This window comes from Trichodesmium erythraeum IMS101 (genome assembly GCF_000014265.1).
GTDB classification, from domain to species: domain Bacteria; phylum Cyanobacteriota; class Cyanobacteriia; order Cyanobacteriales; family Microcoleaceae; genus Trichodesmium; species Trichodesmium erythraeum.
Genome location: NC_008312.1, coordinates 5354969 through 5372094, shown reverse-complemented (window position 1 = coordinate 5372094; position 17126 = coordinate 5354969). Strand labels below are relative to the sequence as shown.

The following is a 17126-nucleotide window of genomic DNA, read 5'->3' as shown; positions in this document are numbered from 1 at the left end:
TCATCCTATCAGTTTACCTCCCTGCTCAAAAAGAAAAAGGAGTAGTAGAAAAAGAAAAATAAAACCCTTCCTCCTGAGCCGTTTTATCTGGCGAGTCCACATCCACTAAAGGAATTCCATAATCTAAGCGCATATTTATCTTCTCCCATAAATTTACCTGCAACCCCACCCCGGCCGCCGCCAAAGCCTTACTTCCTTCTACCTCTTCATCATCACTATTCCATGCTACCCCCCCATCAATAAACGGCACTACCTGAAATAATCTATTTTTTCCAGATATCCAGGGCAGCGGCAAGCGCAACTCCACTGTTCCCAACGCTCCATTATCTGTTAAACGAGTATCCTGACGATAGGCTCTCACGCTTCGATAACCTCCTAAACCAAACTGCTCTTTAGGCACCAAATCAAATGGAGATAACTGTAGATCTGCTCCAACCACCAACAAAGTATTTTTGGCTAACTCACGCACCCATTGTCCCTGACCCCGCCAATACAAAAATCGACTATCCGGTTCACTACTATTCTTTGTGGCATCCAATATTCCCAACCCTACATTCAACTGAGAATTAAACGCCAAAACTTGATTTTTTCCCCGTAGTTCATAATCTTGGAAAAGCTGCAAAATTGATAATTTCGTTTCCCCATTTTCATCTGCACCCTCAGATAATGGATAATTCTCTCCTAATATGGAAGTTTGACTATCTCGCTTTATTGCAGATAAACCCAAAGTTAAAGTTTGCCAGGGTGTTTGCATTATTGGTTGACTAAATGATAACTTGTAAGTATTTGAATTTGACTCAATATCGAGTCTTTCAAAAGGTGATTCTACTACCTTATTATCTCTGTGGCGATAAAATAGTTCGATACGACCATTACTGGAGTTCACAGGAATAGCATAAGATACTTCTACCATGTCGCTGCCATCAGTATTCGTGTAGAGAGCATTTAAACTGTCTCCAATACCTGTAACATTCCTATGACCTACTTCTACCCCTCGCCTGAATGTTCCCACACTTGGTGCCCTGCCATTATTACTGATAGTTTCTATTTGCCAGGGGTTAGCTGTTTCTATTCTTATGTCTAACCTACTTGTATCTGGGCGGACTCCGGATGAAAGTTCCGCAGATATAGTTTTGACTAAAGGGTCTATTTGTAATAGTTGTAGGGCAGACACCAATTTTTCTTGATTCAGAGGAGCTGTGGTAGCTTTTTCTAACCGACTTTTGATATAATTTTCATTTAATCTACCTTGGATATTGACGTTGATTTCACCAACTTTTCCTTCTACTACTCGGAGGGTAACTGTGCCATTGTCAGACATAGTTTGGGGAGGAATAAATGCTCCCGATGTGATGTAGTTGTTTTTGGTATAATATTTTGTAATAGCAGTGCGTGCTGCTATGAGTTGAGCAAAGGTAATGGGTTTATTTAGATAAGGTGTGAGTTGTTGTTGTAGCTCTTGGTTGCTAAATTTTGTGTTACCCTCAAAGTTGAATTGTTTGATAGTAACTTTTAGAGGTTCAGAAGTTGAGGTGGGAATATTTCCCTTACTGCTAGCGAGTAGATAGGGTGGGGGTTCAAAGGCGTCTAATTGTTTGCAGTTGGGAGGTATTAACCAAGGGGAGGTGGGAGTAGCAGTTTCGGGGTTGGTGATCAGTTCAATACCTTGAGAATTAGAGATCCAACCTTGTGCTTCAATGAATTCTTGCTCTGATGGAGTGATGGCTTTTGGAGGAGTAACTGAGGTTTCTGAGCCTTGCCAGATGTGGGTGGGAGTAAAGGGATCTTCGAGAGTTGGTGGTAAGCCACCTCTTCCTGTAATGATGAATTTGCTGTTTTGTCCTTTTCGGCAAGGGTTTTGGTCGAGGAGGTTGGAGATATCTGGGATGGTATCGTCAAATTCTACTAGTCCGTCACTAGGATCTACATCGGGGGTGTTGATATTGACTTCTCCATCTCTGTCAAATTCTGAGGTGACTGTGATATCACTTCTTTCTGTTTTTTCAGGACGGAATTTTATGCCGAATATACCTGCTGCGGTGATGTCGACTTGGCCTCCAGATGCTTTTTCAGCGTCAGCAGAGATGTCGCTGTTATCTGGGGCGACTAAGTTTTCCGTCTTAATAGTAATATTACCTCCAGTGGCCCTGCCTTTAGCACTAGTGGTTATTTTGCTTTTGTTGCGCAGGATGAGGTCTTTGTTATTATTGATGATAATGCTGCCTTCACCCCCTGCTTGGGTTTCAGCTTTGAGGTTAGCTTGGTTTTCGAGGCGGATGTTGTTGCTGTTGATGGTTATGCTTCCTGCTGCTCCTTTTGCTCTGCCTTCTGCGGTTAAGCTACTGAAGTATTTACCATCAGGAGATGTGCCAATTATTTCTATATCTCTAGCAGAGATAGTTATATTTCCTGCATCTCCATCACCAAGACTTCTGGTAGAAATAATGGCTCCATCTTGCAGTGTTAAACTTTCTGCAACTTCCACCGTTAAATTCCCTCCATTACCTTTGTTTTCTGTCTGTGCAAACACACCAGAACCAAAAATACTACTCATTTCTATATCTCTAGCAGACACTGTTAAATTCCCTGCATCTCCATCACCAAAAGTAGTGGTAGAAATAAAGGCTTCATCTTGCAGCGTTAAACTTTCTGCAGCTTTCACCATTAAAGTCCCTCCCTTACCTTTGCCACCTGTTTGCCTTCTACCTGTTTGTGCCACCATCCGACTTTTCCCACTCATTTCTATATCTCTAGCAGACACTGTTAAATTCCCTGCATCTCCATCACCAAAAGCACTGGTAGAAATAACTCCATTGCCAACTAGCGTTAAACTTTCTGCAGCTTTCACCGTTAAATTCCCTCCATTACCTTTGTTTTCTGTCTGTGCAAGCAAACCAAAGACACTGTTCATTTCTATATCTCTAGCAGACACTGTTAAATTCCCTGCATCTCCATCACCTTTAGTATCGGTAGAAATAAAGGCTTTATCTTGCAGCGTTAAACTTTCTGCAGCTTTCACCATTAAAGTCCCTCCCTTACCTTTGCCACCTGTTTGCCTTGTACCTGTTTGTGCCGCCATCCGACTTGTCCCACTCATTTCTATATCTCTAGCAGACACTGTTAAATTCCCTGCATCTCCATCACCAAAAGTACTGGTAGAAATAAATCCATTGCCAACTAGCGTTAAACTTTCTGCAGCTTTCACCGTTAAATTCCCTCCCTTACCTTTGCCACTGCCTCGCTCGCTAAAAAAACCAGCCCCCTCGCTCGCTACGGCATTTATTTCTATAGCATTAGCGGAGACTGTTAATTTCCCTGTATTTCCCTGAGCTGAACCAAAAGATCCCGTAGAAATGATAGCGTCGTGCAGCGTTAAACTTTCTGCAGCTTTCAGCGTTAAATTCCCTGCGTTACCTTTTGCAAATGCAAATGTCATTGTAACCAAAGTAGCACCGTCACCGCCACCATTCATTTCTATGTCTCTAGCAGAGACTGTAATATTCCCTGCATTTCCCTGACCAGAAGTAGTCGTAGAAATAAAGGCTCCATCTTGCAGCGTTAAACTTTCTGTTTCCACCTTCAACTCCCCGACATCTCTCTTACCGAAAGTGCTTAGAATAATAGCACTGTAAGTCTTATTAAAATTAAAATCTTGTTTCGGAAGTTTATCGGAAGTTAACCTTAAAGTTAGTTCCGAATACTCTCCGGCTTCTATTTTAATAGACTTAGACGCTTTAATAATTGAATTTCCCCCTTTTTCGCCTTCGCCTTCGCCTTCGCCTTTAATCTCTCCTGTAATTATTGAAGCATCTCGCACTTTTATCTCTTCTCCTTGAATTTGAAATTCAACTCTTCCATTTCCACTTACATCTATAGAGCTCTCTTTAGATATTTGTATTTGGCCAAATTTCAGGTTGGGATCATAGCTAAGGGTTTGGTCTTTCCTGATTCCTACTACCCCATTGTGAACACTTCCTAATTCAACACGTCCTCCAATTGATGTGAGGTTTCCCCCCCTTAAGAATATATCACCACCAACTAACCCCAAGGTTTGGCCTTGGGAAACTTCCAACCCAAGATTCCGGTCCTCTTTTCCGTCTCGAGGGCCTTTTTCCTTTCCGTCGAATATCGTTTCTAGGTACTCTGACATATTTATGTTATGACCTAGACCCTCAACCAAAATACTACCAGGGTTTTCGGGCAACCTCAAACCAATGGGAACATTAACTGTTAGTAGTGGGGGTGCTTGAGGGTCTGAACTAGCAAATTCAAATCCATTGTTAAATAAGATACTATCCGCAGTAGCTCCAAAGAATGAACCTTGGACATCTAGTTTAGCCTCTGGCCCAAAAATTATGCCATTGGGGTTAATGAAAAATAAATCAGCTTTTCCATCTACACCCAAGGTGCCAAATATCTGAGAAGCCTTGTTTCCTGTGACCCTCGTCAGGATATTTTGAACTCCATCAGGGTTGCTAAAGTAAACCCCTCGTCCCTGTTGAATGTTGAATTCTTGAAAACTGTGGAATAAGTTGGCCCCTCTTTGGGCCCCGCCATCTATTATGATGCGATCTTTCCCTTTTATATTATTGGGTGTGACGACAGAATTTTCTTCTCCCAATGTATTATCTGGCAGGAGTTGAGCGAGGGCGAAGGGGGAAAAAACAAGGAAAGTGCAGACGGAAAGGAAAGGAAAGGCTATGGAAAGGAAAGGAAAAGCCATAAGACATCTGTTCATAATAAAATCCTGTTCATAAATCCAAAAACTATGCTAATGTTAATTATCCATTATAAAATCAAAAAACTACTTCCAACCACATGAGACACCACACTTATCCCAGATCACCTGCAACCCCTTCACCCCTTAAGTCCAAAGTCGAGGGAGCGGAATGGACTCCACTCTGCTGCAGCCAACTTGAAAAAGTGCAGGGTGGTTGCAACCAATGCAACTATGAGCCACCATACCTACCTGAGCAGCCGGCCCGCGTGCCTAATTTCGGATCGATTGATCGTTAAGTTGCCTTGTGGCGGCCTCCCTGGGCCGTGGGCCACCAACTATGGTGGGCCACCAACTGCCAACTCCTTGCCACATGGGCCACAATGGCATAAGGGCGCTCGGAAGCGCCGTGGCCATCTAGGCCCTTCGACGCGTGTCCCCTGTGTCCCCCTTGGACGTTCGAACCTGAACCTGAACCAGATCACCCCTGAGGGAGCGCATGAGGGAGCGCAGAGGGAGCGCAATGGACACCAACTCAGCACAAGACACCACACAGATCAGCCTGCCAGATCAGCCGCCCCCGTGCAAAAACCTAAGTCTTTTAAGTCAGTCGGAAGTCGAGGGAGCGCAATGGACTCCACTCTGCTGCAGCCAACTAGAAAAAGCGCAGGGTGGTTTTCCCCTCTTCCGCGCCCCCTCCTCCTCCGCCGGTCCGCGCCCCGCCGATTTATTCTTAGATCCTTCCCGGTTCCGCCGCCTCCCGATCGGTTATCCGCGCCAGTGGCCTGTGGCCTTAGTATGTGTATGGCGATGGCGGCCTTGTGGCGGCCTTTACTTTTGTGGGCCACCAACTGCCTTTTTGCCACATGGGCCACAATGGCGTGGGCGCTCGTGAACCAGATCACCCCTGAGGGAGCGCATGAGGGAGCGCAGAGGGAGCGCAATGGACACCAACTCAGCACCAGCACACCCCGAGGGAGCGCAGGGTGGCGCCTTCGGTGGGTGGCGCCTTCCTCCCCATCATCCTAACTCCCTACTCATGGTGATGGATGGTGTTATTTTTTGTTTGGACAACTCAGCACAAGCCAACTTGAGGGAGCGCAGGGTGGCGCCGTTGCCTCCGTGCCAGACCCCTTGCCCGACACCTTCAAGTCCCTAAGTCTGACAAGAAAAGAGATGGACAGCGGACCTCACTACACAAAATGGCCCATCAGAGATGGACACCCCAGATGGACAGCGGAACTTTTGGACAGCGCGGCGAGAGGGAGCGCGGGGTGGCCAAATGACAGCGCAGCGCAGCGGCGGCGGCGGCCGCGGCGGCCGGCGGGGAGCATGTGGCCTACATAGAGCGCCGCGGGGGGAAACAGGGAAGCCGGCGAGGATGTTTACCCCCCCCATCTGACTGAGGGTCTATTGGCTACAACAAATTGACTAACTACCCTTGCTATTTCTTTATTTTCCTCCGGCATTACCGTCGGCGGAAAGTCAAAGAGGGTTGACTCCTTCTTTTTTGTAGAGTTCTTCTTCGTAGAACGAGAATTTCTGCCATCAAAAGACAGAACAATACCCCCTAAAAACTTACTACCCCAGTGACACTTTTTTCCTTTTTTTTGTTTGGGCTTATATTTACGACAAAATCCCTTATATTTTTGTGCACATTCTTCCAGAGTGTTAGCTAACTCCAAGAAAGCAGGATGCCATTGAGTTAGGCCATCATTAGTCAAACATTCGTAGCTACCATAGTTGCTAAAGTCGTAGAAAAAGCCGCAACGCATTTTGGCAGCTTTAGGGTTGCCATGAATGTAACGCAAAGTATTCAATGCTCTTTCTTTATCTGAGGAAGGAAACCCATTAGAGTAATATCGTTTTTCCCAAAAATGCCCTGTACGTTTTAACATTCTGTTGAAACACATAGCCGTATACCAGTTGAGGAAGTGCATGATTTTCGGTAAATCTTCTGGTTGTAAGGGTTCAATCAAATAATGAACATGATTAGACATAATGCACAATGCATAAAGCCGAAAATTGTATTTTGTGGAAACCTTTTTAATAGCATAAAGAAATACCTCCCGACATTGGCGCCGTGAAAGTTTAAATTCACGGTTATTGCAACGAGTCGTAATGTGATAGGAGTATCCAGCTAAAAGATTTCGAGGTTTTCTGGGCATAATGCATTTGGTGGGGTAGGGTCGGTTACTCTTCAAATATACTTCATCATGTACCCCAAGTGCTATTGGTACCAGATTTTTTTCAGGAGGAATTTGGTTTATTTATTGACCTTTCCAAAAATGCCTATGAATGGAATGGCAGAGTAAGGGGCAAATACTTTATGAAGAGGTATTAATAGATAAATAAGCAAATTATACTTTTGGTTTTGACTTATCTTCACTTTTAACTTTCGACTTCTTTAACATCCTTCCTTGGTGGCGTTCGCACCTCTTCCAATAACCCATATAACTCTCCTCCTTCTATGACTTCTTTTTCCAAAATATACTGAGAAATCTTTTGGAGCAAACCTTGATTATAATTCAAAATTTCCCTAGCTTGCTGATGAGCCTTTTCCACAATTTCTTTCACTTCATTATCAATTGCTTCGGCAGTTTTTTCACTAACTAAACGACGGGGGTTAACACCTTCATTGCTTAAAAATCCTCCTTGACCACGGCGTTCATAAGCCAAAGGTCCTAAAACCTTACTCATACCATAAGTTGTCACCATTTGTTCAGCAAGATCTGTAGCTTTTTGTAAATCTCCTGAAGCTCCAGTCGTAATACTTCCAAAGACAATTTCCTCCGCAGCACGACCTCCTAAAAAAGTAGCAATTTGCCCTCGAATTTCAGTTTCATCTCTTAAAAATCTCTCCTCAGTTGGCAACTGCAAAGTATACCCCAAAGCAGCCATTCCCCTCGGTACAATTGAAATTTTTTCCACCTTACCACTACCAGGCATTAACGCCGCAACCAAAGCATGACCAACTTCATGATAAGCTACAATTTTCTTTTCGCGATCGCTCAAAACCCGACTCCTTTTTTCCAAACCAGCAACCACTCTTTCAATAGCTTCGGAAAAATCTACTTGTGCAACAGTTTCCCGTTTATTTCTGGCCGCTAATAAAGCAGCTTCATTCACAATATTAGCTAAGTCTGCCCCTCCAAAACCAGGAGTTCTAACTGCTATTTTATGCACATCAACATCTTCTCCCAACTTAACTTTTTTAGCATAAATATTTAAAATTGCCTCCCGACCAACTAAGTCTGGACGGTCTACTAATACCTGTCTATCAAATCTTCCCGGACGCAATAAAGCAGCATCTAAAGCTTCCGGTCTGTTAGTCGCGGCTAAAACAATAACCGTTAAATCTCCTGCTCCAAAACCATCCATTTCAGCTAACAGTTGATTTAAAGTTTGTTCCCGTTCATCATTACCACCACTGTAAAAATTGCCACTAGTTCTCGACTTACCAATTGCATCTATTTCATCAATAAAAATAATACAAGGAGCCTTCTTTTTTGCCTGTTTAAACAAATCACGAACTCTAGCAGCACCAGTACCAACAAATAGTTCCACAAACTCCGAACCAGAAATACTAAAAAATGGCACTCCGGCTTCTCCAGCAACTGCTTTTGATAATAAAGTTTTACCAGTTCCCGGAGGTCCGACTAATAACAAACCTTTAGGAATTCTCGCACCAATTTCAGTAAAACATTTTGGTGTTTTTAAGAAATCTACAATTTCAGTTAATTCTGTCTTTGCTTCTTCCACCCCAGCGATATCAGCAAAAGTAATTTTTTCTGATTCTCCCTCCACATAAGCTTTAGCTTTACTCTTACTAATTGAAAGAGAACCTTGAGTTCCACGGTTCATAAAAAACTGAAATGCTGCTACTAATATAATTGGTGGAATTACCCAATTTAAAAGAATAGTAAACCAAGGACTTTTCGGGAGTGCGGCTTGAAATGTAACTTTATTATCTTCTAAACGCTTAAGTAATTGAGGATCATTTATTGTAGTAGTGACAAGTAAAGGTCCGAGTTGATCTTCTTCTCCTTTGAGGCGATATACAATTTTTTTGTTATCTATTTGAACTCCCACCACTTGTCCTTTTTCCACTTGTTGAATAAATACACTATAAGGAACACGAGGATATTTGCGACGTGGCATGAAGAAGTATACTGCTAATAACACACCTGCCAAAATTAATAAAACAGTTCCAATTTTACGGTTACGGGAATTTTTGGAATTCTTTTTAATGCTCATGTTTATTATAGATTCAAGAATGATTCAACCAATACTGTCAAGTTACCCTAATTATTACTTTTCGTTCTGTGGAAAAAAGCACTATCAGGGTTAGCATAAGATTGCTTCTGCTTCCTTGCTATGACCAAAAAATTAGATCTCAAGACTCCTTTTGCAAGGTTCGGGAGAAAAATATTCGCCATCGCTTTATGTCTTTTTTACTCTCTAGCTTCAGCCACAGGTACTAATAACTGATAACTGATAACTGAAATCAAATTCCCATAAGCAAAGTATGTTTTTCAGATTTCTCTCTAACCCTATGTTTCTTATACTTTAAGCAGAAGTATCTTACTTTTAAAATCAAGCTTTTTTTCTCAATTTAATTTAGTCTGTTTTTGATAACTGCCTATTACCTTTATTAGGATAAAGCTGATAACTAAACTGAGTTTGGTCTGTAGTCGTTTTAATTTAGATTGAAACAAATCTTTTTTGCTATAACTAAGTTTCAGTATCAAAAGTGTTCCATTCTTATTAAAAATGACCATAGGTTGGGTTGCACTTCGTTTGACCCAACCTACTTTGATTCAACTTTGATTCAATAACTACTACCTGCACTCAAGCAAATTACCAGCAGAAACAAACCCCTGTAAAGGATAAATAATTTTCACCCACTTACGTTTTTCACCATTTTTATCACCAATTAACTGATAATTGTCTACTAAAATAAGCTGGCTATCAACAGGTACTTTTCCTCTATACTCAGAACGTCTAGAAGCATCCCCACGCACTGCTAAACCTCGTGGTGCTTTTTTTCTATCAATTTCACGACATAAACTTTCATCTGTTTCTGGGGGATAGGGAGAATTTGGAGATGTTTGTGTCCGCAAATTATCACCAGAAGTATTTTGACCAGAAAATTCTCCTGAAGTTTCTTCTGCAACTTCAAAACATTCTCTTAAATTAGTCTCATTTCCTGGAAAACCCTTAGATACAAATCCCACAATAGGAGAAGTGATCTGTACCCAGGTGCGACCAGCGGGACCTCTAATCTTTCGATAATCTTTAATTAATTTCACCTCTTGATCAGGATATACACTACCAACTATAGGAGAATTAGGAGTAGGTCTTTTTTGAACTTTTAAACCTGCTGGGTCATTAACTTGACGACATAAACTAGCAGTGTCTTCAGAACTTTCAGTAGTTTCTGGGAATACATGACTAATTTCTGGAGATACCTGAACAGTTTCTTCAGATACCTGATCAGTTTTGATAGTTGTAGTAGCTTTTTTAGCAAAATTAACAACTATCATTAATGTTAATACTAATAATGTTACTGTCTGACGCATATTTATTAATTCCAAAATTAAATTTCAAAAATCAAAAGTAATTTATGTAAGCAATATAAATTGTTAATAAATTCTTACATACACTCTTCACTCAGTTTAAGTCAAGCCAGTTAAAACTGCCGCAAAAAGCGTAAGTCACTAGCATAAACACGCCGAATATCATCAATTTGGTGTAGTACCATAGCAAATCTTTCTACCCCAAAACCTGCTGCAAAACCCGTATATTTTTCCGGGTCATAACCTACTGCTTGCAAAACATTAGGGTCTACCATACCACAACCTAATACTTCTAACCATTTACCATTCCACTCTAAATCTACTTCTGCTGAAGGCTCGGTAAATGGGAAATAGCTAGCGCGGAAACGAATAGGTAAGTCTCCAAAGATTTGTCGGAGAAATTCTTTTATAGTTCCTTTGAGGTCAGAAAATCTCAGTCCTTCATCTACTGCTAAAAGTTCAATTTGATGGAACACTGCAGCGTGAGTTGCGTCTACAGTATCCCGCCGATAAACACGACCAGGAGCAATAACTCGAATAGGGGGTTCATGTTTTTCCATGTAACGGATCTGGACTGAGGAGGTATGAGTTCGCATTAAATTTCCGTCTGCCAGGTAAAAGGTATCCTGCATATCTCTTGCCGGGTGGTCTGGCGGAGTGTTTAGAGCTTCAAAGTTATAGTAGTCGCTTTCCAATTCTGGGCCGGTGGAAATTGTATATCCTAAACCAACGAAAATATCAAGGGCACGGTCTATAAGACCATTCAGAGGGTGAATTTTTCCCTGGGAGCGATGTACCCCTGGCATACTGACATCTACGGTTTCGGCTTTAAGCTGGGCTGCAATTTCTAAGGCTTGTAAGTTACTACGTTTTTCATCTAGGTTAGTTTGGATGGCTTGTTTCACTTCATTAGCGATCGCTCCTACTTTTGGTCGTTCTTCTGGGCTCAGTTTACCCATCGCACCAAGAATTTTAGATACTTGACCTTTTTTACCCAGATAGTATATCCGTAAGTCTTCTAGTTTTTCTCGGTTTTCTGCTGTGGCGATCGCTTCGGTTGCTTTTTGGCGTAATTCTTCCAATAAGGTTTTAATATCACTTATTTGCATAATAAATAAATAGGTCAATAATATTTACAATTTTTTTGATTTTTGCCTAGGTTTTAGTATTAACTGTAATTTTTAGTCTAGTTTTATCATTTTAATAGATAGAAAGGGAGCATGGAATAGGGAAGATTAGTTGCAGGATAATAAACAAGCAAAAAAATATTTCCCTTGTTAGTCATACCACATTAATTACCGTATTTTATAAAATACTGGAAATTGTGTTACACCAATTCCCAAAAATAATGTCAGATATATCATATCTAGGTGACATTTTAACTATTAAGTAATTAACACACTAATAACCTTTTTGATAATTAGCAACCCCCCAACTCTGTTCATTATTTTTATGCTGTATTGACTTTCTATGGTTATTCCTTGTTCCCCCCCCCATCAGAGGGGTTAGAGGTGGGTCGGTTGAGGTTATGGCTAATTCTCCTACTGTTGCAAAACATAGAAAAGTTTTTCAGAAATGGTATTAGCTATAAATTTCCCTATCTATACTTTAGTCGTACTAATTTCTAATGTCCTTAAACCTTGGTAGTTAAAAGAACCGTCAGTTTGACAACTATTAGTGAGAAATAGGATAATTTGGGCTCCTGCATATGTAGAAAATTAAAACTGAGGAAAGATTTTTCTCGACCTATTCCATTCCCTATTACCTTAAAAAAATGAAAATATTGGTTAGTAACGACGACGGCATTTTTGCTGAAGGTATCCGGAGCTTAGCTAATGGTTTAGCAGCAGTAGGCCATGAAGTTTTTGTGGTTTGTCCTGATAAAGAACGTTCAGCTACAGGTCATGGCTTAACATTACATCAACCTATTCGGGCTGAAATTGTCAAATCAATTTTTGATGATCGGATAACAGCTTGGGCTTGTTCTGGCACTCCTGCTGACTGTGTAAAATTAGCCCTATTTAGCTTATTAGAAACTCAACCAGACTTAGTATTAGCAGGAATTAATCATGGCCCAAATTTAGGCACTGATATATTCTATTCTGGTACTGTTTCTGCAGCCATGGAAGGGATAGTTGAAAATATTCCTAGCATTGCCTTTAGTCTTGGCAGTTACACTTCTAGGGAGTTTGAAGTTGCTGTCAATTTTGCTCAAAGTCTAGTGCAGAAAATAGAAAGCCAACCTTTAGATAATTTAATGTTACTGAATGTAAACATTCCAGCAGTTAAGGAAACAGAAATAGCAGGAGTAAAAATTACCCGTCAAGGAGTTTGTCGATACATAGATATATTTAAAAAACGGGTTGACCCGCGAGGTAAAACTTACTATTGGCTAGCTGGAGAATTATTGGAAGAAACTGAAGAAACTAAGGATCAAGCAATACCCGACAAATATAATACGGATGTTGAAGCAATGCGTGAAAAATATATCACAATTACTCCCTTGCAATACAATCTAACTTATGGTAGGCAATTAACCTATCTACAAAAGTGGAAAATTGATAATTTTAGTTACAATTAATATAGCTTTTTATTATTAGTGCGGTGATAAGTGCGACAATAAGTAGCAGTTATTTTACTATAATTGAATTTCGAGTATTTTTCTAGTCTAATTATGGATAAATCAAAAAAAAAATAAATTAGAGCAGTTGATAAATGAATGAAAATAAATCGAATAATCTCGAAATTTGAGTTTACTAGAATTTATTAGATTTCCTTAACCTCAAAAAAAAATCTGGTATTTTCAAGTCTTATTTAAAAAGACTAAAGAATATCAAATCAGGCTACAATATATAAATAATAGGCAATAGGCATTTCATATTGCAGATTAAATAACTTCAGTTGTCTAACTGGTAATAATTTTTGTTGATTTTTCAAAAACGTATATGAATGCTCCAACATCTAACAGTAATTATGTACTTTGTCCAATTTGCAATCGTTCCAGTATTGCACAACCAGTAGGAATTTTGAATGGACTATTTACCTGTCCATACTGTCATTCCCATCTAGTAATAAGTTGGAGTGGCCACTATGTCAGAGACCCGTTGGCGCTCCAACAGCTATATATTGGACAAATGCTCAGAAGACAAAGTAAACCTTTGGCCAGGTTGCGCCGTGACTTGACTCGTCAGTATCTACCAATAGCTATGGTGATAGGTAGTGCCATATTATTTGGAGGAGCGATCGCTACTCTAAGTATATTTGATTTGAAGTTGAATATATTTGATGGAGTATTAGAGTGGGTAAAAGATAAAGACTTATTGAATAGTAAGAAGAATCCGTAGTCATATCAAATATCCCTAATTCTAGATATATCTAATGACTTTATAATCATGACTTTAGCTATAATCATTAATTAAAGTTTTGAACCTAATTTTAAATAATTGATTTATACCATTCTTTTTGAATAATTAAACTACGATACTTAAGCATTAAGTAAAAATCAAAATTCCTATAATCTTATATCAAAGTTGTTTCAAGAGTTCAAAATTGTTTGAGGAGTTAATATAACTATGTCAAAACAAAATGGAATTATATATCAACTTTTACAAGAAAGAGATATAGAGCAAGCAATTAACTGTTTAATTGATGTATTTACTAGTGCAGAGCCGATTACAAAAGAACTTAAAATTTCTCCTAACGAGTTTTATCCTTTTGCTAAGATAATTTGCCAAAAAGCTGTAGAAGATAAATTATCTGTGATTGCTAAAGAACCGGTTAATTATCAAGTTGTAGGGTTTATTATTTCACAGGATTTATCAAATAACTTATCTGAAGAAATCTACAATAATATTTGTCAAAATCAAAAAATGGATACTCTTTTTCAATTTTTAAAAGAGCTAAATGAGCAATACGAAATACATAAAACAAACCTGATAAGCAAGGTATTTTATATTTTTTTATTAGGAGTTAGAGAAGAATATAAAAACAAAAATATTGGTAAGAAATTACTTGAACATAATCTCAAAATAGCAAGTGAAGAAAAATTTTCATTGGTTAAAGTAGAAGCTACTGGCAATAAATCCCAGCACATTTTTAGAAACTATGGGTTTAAGGATAAGTGTTCAATAGATTACCAGAACTATGAATATCAAGGAATCAAAATATTTGAGGGAATAAAAGAACATAAAAGTTGTATTTTAATGGAAAAATTGCTTATACCACTTTCCTAAAAAGAATCCACTAACGTAATGTGAAGTGCATTTCAATAAGGGTAGCTTAAAAATAGCTACTCCCATCAATTTTTAATTTGTCCGTTTTTTTTTGCGATATTTATTCCAACTTTGGTCTTCCTTCTTCACTAAAACTTAGGGACGTTTCATGAAACGTTCCTACCTTATAAAAAATATCTACTCTTTAAAGACAAATTTTGATTTTGGAAATGTCGACTTTGACACCCTCTCCGGTTCTTAGGGATCGAGGGAGCTTTACCGAGGGGAAGCCCAAGGGTGAGTTGAGGTGATACTGGCGCAAAGCTACCCCTTCACTCAGGCTGCTGCACCAACTCTTGCTCCCCTCCCACCTAGGAAATAGAAGTGGGTTGGGGTGCCTATCGCTTACCTCTGGGTCAGTTTCTGATTTCAGACTGCCTATGGGGGAACTTGAAAGTCAAACAAAAATTAACTACTTACTTGGCTCTTAACCACAGCCGGATAGTAATAGAAAACCATTATCTATCAGTTGTGATAGCGAACTATAACCCACCTCTAGAAGTAGCAGAGGTAGTTACTAATATGGGTTTTTATGAATTTAGAAGACAGAGGCGAGTACAAGTGTGAGCTACATGGTTCTGAGCTAATTATTTTTATTGATAGAAAAAAATTCTTAAACTTATTTAATCGTTTTTCTAAGGTTGAAGTCAATGCTCTTTGTCCTAAGTATATTGAGTATGTGTTTTAATGACATTTATCTGTTTGCTTTCTTGATATTTATCTTTTACCTTCTCTTGTAACTAAGGACCATCCTTTGACAGTATTCAAAACCTGAAAATTTTCTAGGGGGAGATTATTTAGAGTTAATGCTTCAACTAATAAATAGGGTTGAGTTGTTTTTTGCCATTGCTGTTGAATTTTTTTTGGGCCAACACGCTTAATGAGGCGATCGCTATAAAAATTTAAAGAGGGACGGTCTTTAGTGTCAAAAGAATAAATAACCTGACCCGGGGGGGTATCTTTCTGAATCATTTCTGCGACTGGTTTGACTGGATAATTTTCTTCCAATTCCCATATCCAATAAGGAGAGCTAACAAACATTAGCAGTGAAAGATATGTTCCCCAAATCAAAATTAATAAAAATTGATGCTGTTGTTTATTTAACAGTAGAGTTACCATTGTCATTGTCAATGCAAGAGCCACAGCAACTAACTGTAACTGTAAGTTAGGTTTTGCTAAATTTTGCTCCCCTAGATCAAAAATCCCACTAAAGTAAACAGAAGCAGCCCAAGCTATTATTGCTAGTAGTGCAAATAAAGCTACTACTAAACGATGGTAAATAGTGGGAAGACTCCAGAGATGTTTTTTATGATCTCCGTGAGTTGGAAGATATTTATCACCTGAAAACCAAAAGCATCCTAAGTCTAATGGAAATTGATCCCAGATTTCTGTTATATAACTACCTACTGCTAAGGCAAAAGCTGGATAAATAGGTAACACATACCAAGGAAGTTTTGTATTCATTAATGAAATAGCAAACAGATAAACTCCAGTCCAAATCAAAACTAATTTACCCCAACTCAGACTACGATTTTTCCAACTCAAATATAATCCTGGTAACCAGAATAGCTGCCATGGAAAACTATACTTAATAATTTCTAATAAATAATACCAAATAGGTCCATCATGATTACCTACTTGTTGCCAAATACGTTTTAAAGATTGATGGAAAAAGTTGGCATAGAAAAATTCAACGCCGTAATGAAAAAATTGAGCTGTGTACCATAGAAAAACTGGTAACATACCTAATAGGATACCACTCCAAAAATATTTATTGCTTAATAGTCGGGGAGTATCCCACCAGAGAAACAAAAAAGCGATCGCTCCTAAAAGTAATCCTAAAATAATTCCTTTGCTGAGGGAAACTAAAGCAAAACTAATACCAATAGGGAGAGAATAGCGGAGGTTTTGCCGTGAGCGCAATACGCACCAAATCATTAATAAAAAAAAACAAACTACTGCACCATCTAACATTGCTAAACGCCCATGTCGCACTACAGGGAGTAAAGTTAAGTAAACCAAAGCGGTAAAAATTGCCGGAGTGCGTGGGTGAAATAATTCTCGACTAATACCATAGATTAAAGGTACAGAAAATGCTGTTAACAAAGCGGGAAATAAACGGGCATTGAATTCATTGACTCCTGCAATACTATAGATAAAAGCGATCAACCAATGTATCAATGGTGGTTTATTAAAATAAGGAGTATTATTGATAGTAGGATAAAGCCAATTCCACTTGTCTCGGCTGATTTCTCTGGCTACTTGGGCAACTATTCCTTCATCCCAGTCTCGTAAAGGCAATGTTCCTAAATTAGTAGAAAAAAGTACTACTGCTGCTAGCAATAAGCCTAGCGTTAGCAGTAAATCTATATGAGAATGTAAGTTTTTCTTTGTTAATATTTTGTTAAGCATCCAATTATCTGATTAGTAAGTTTATCTGAGTAGGGCTTATCTAGAAATTTGTTGATCAAACAAAATTTTCCTTAAGTACAAAATACAATAATCACAGCAATGAACCAGTTATATTGTTTTGGTGTATTAGCCCTGTATTAATTTAAT

General features: G+C 39.1%; 10 protein-coding genes. 4 read left to right on the top strand and 6 right to left on the bottom strand.

Going from position 1 to position 17126, the window contains the following annotated elements; genetic code table 11:
* Nucleotides 1-25: 25 nt before the first annotated feature.
* The 5 genes from TERY_RS30935 to pheS all read right to left on the bottom strand — a co-directional run bounded on the left by TERY_RS30935 (nucleotide 26) and on the right by pheS (nucleotide 11405).
* Nucleotides 26-4738, bottom strand: a complete 4713-nt coding sequence (locus tag TERY_RS30935; protein ID WP_011612919.1) for a filamentous hemagglutinin N-terminal domain-containing protein — start codon at nucleotides 4736-4738, stop codon at nucleotides 26-28.
* 1364 nt (nucleotides 4739-6102) lie between these two features.
* Nucleotides 6103-6885, bottom strand: a complete 783-nt coding sequence (locus tag TERY_RS16725; RefSeq protein ID WP_011612917.1) for a transposase — start codon at nucleotides 6883-6885, stop codon at nucleotides 6103-6105.
* Between the two features lie 223 nt (nucleotides 6886-7108).
* A complete protein-coding gene (gene ftsH / locus TERY_RS16720; RefSeq protein ID WP_011612916.1) occupies nucleotides 7109-8974 on the bottom strand; it encodes an ATP-dependent zinc metalloprotease FtsH in 1866 nt (621 codons plus the stop codon).
* A 584-nt stretch (nucleotides 8975-9558) separates the two neighbouring features.
* A complete protein-coding gene (locus tag TERY_RS16715) occupies nucleotides 9559-10299 on the bottom strand; it encodes an SH3 domain-containing protein (protein ID WP_011612915.1) in 741 nt (246 codons plus the stop codon).
* Between the two features lie 110 nt (nucleotides 10300-10409).
* Nucleotides 10410-11405 (bottom strand): phenylalanine--tRNA ligase subunit alpha, encoded by a 996-nt coding sequence (gene pheS / locus TERY_RS16710; protein WP_011612914.1) that lies wholly within the window; start codon nucleotides 11403-11405, stop codon nucleotides 10410-10412.
* A 665-nt stretch (nucleotides 11406-12070) separates the two neighbouring features.
* Between pheS and surE the strand changes: the two genes are divergently transcribed.
* From surE to TERY_RS16690, 4 genes are all read left to right on the top strand, one after another.
* The gene (surE, locus tag TERY_RS16705) at nucleotides 12071-12877 is read left to right on the top strand and encodes a 5'/3'-nucleotidase SurE (RefSeq protein WP_011612913.1); all 807 of its coding nucleotides are present in this window, start codon (nucleotides 12071-12073) and stop codon (nucleotides 12875-12877) included.
* A gap of 364 nt (nucleotides 12878-13241) precedes the next feature.
* On the top strand, nucleotides 13242-13640 hold the full coding sequence (locus TERY_RS16700; RefSeq protein ID WP_011612912.1) for a hypothetical protein: 399 nt from the start codon (nucleotides 13242-13244) through the stop codon (nucleotides 13638-13640).
* A 228-nt stretch (nucleotides 13641-13868) separates the two neighbouring features.
* On the top strand, nucleotides 13869-14528 hold the full coding sequence (locus TERY_RS16695; protein WP_011612911.1) for a GNAT family N-acetyltransferase: 660 nt from the start codon (nucleotides 13869-13871) through the stop codon (nucleotides 14526-14528).
* Between the two features lie 363 nt (nucleotides 14529-14891).
* Nucleotides 14892-15134, top strand: a complete 243-nt coding sequence (locus tag TERY_RS16690) for a hypothetical protein (RefSeq protein WP_011612910.1) — start codon at nucleotides 14892-14894, stop codon at nucleotides 15132-15134.
* Between the two features lie 150 nt (nucleotides 15135-15284).
* On the opposite strand, the gene TERY_RS16685 is transcribed toward TERY_RS16690, so the two are convergent.
* Entirely contained in the window at nucleotides 15285-16979 is a 1695-nt protein-coding gene (locus tag TERY_RS16685) for a glycosyltransferase family 39 protein (protein WP_011612909.1), read from the bottom strand.
* Between the last annotated feature and the right edge of the window lie 147 nt (nucleotides 16980-17126).

Coding starts and splice junctions, on each gene's coding strand:
- surE (WP_011612913.1), top strand. CDS start 12,071: ATGAAAATATTGGTTAGTAACGACGACGGCATTTTTGCTGAAGGTATC.
- ftsH (WP_011612916.1), bottom strand. CDS start 8,974: ATGAGCATTAAAAAGAATTCCAAAAATTCCCGTAACCGTAAAATTGGA.
- TERY_RS16725 (WP_011612917.1), bottom strand. CDS start 6,885: ATGCCCAGAAAACCTCGAAATCTTTTAGCTGGATACTCCTATCACATT.
- TERY_RS16700 (WP_011612912.1), top strand. CDS start 13,242: ATGAATGCTCCAACATCTAACAGTAATTATGTACTTTGTCCAATTTGC.
- pheS (WP_011612914.1), bottom strand. CDS start 11,405: ATGCAAATAAGTGATATTAAAACCTTATTGGAAGAATTACGCCAAAAA.
- TERY_RS30935 (WP_011612919.1), bottom strand. CDS start 4,738: ATGAACAGATGTCTTATGGCTTTTCCTTTCCTTTCCATAGCCTTTCCT.
- TERY_RS16715 (WP_011612915.1), bottom strand. CDS start 10,299: ATGCGTCAGACAGTAACATTATTAGTATTAACATTAATGATAGTTGTT.
- TERY_RS16685 (WP_011612909.1), bottom strand. CDS start 16,979: ATGCTTAACAAAATATTAACAAAGAAAAACTTACATTCTCATATAGAT.
- TERY_RS16695 (WP_011612911.1), top strand. CDS start 13,869: ATGTCAAAACAAAATGGAATTATATATCAACTTTTACAAGAAAGAGAT.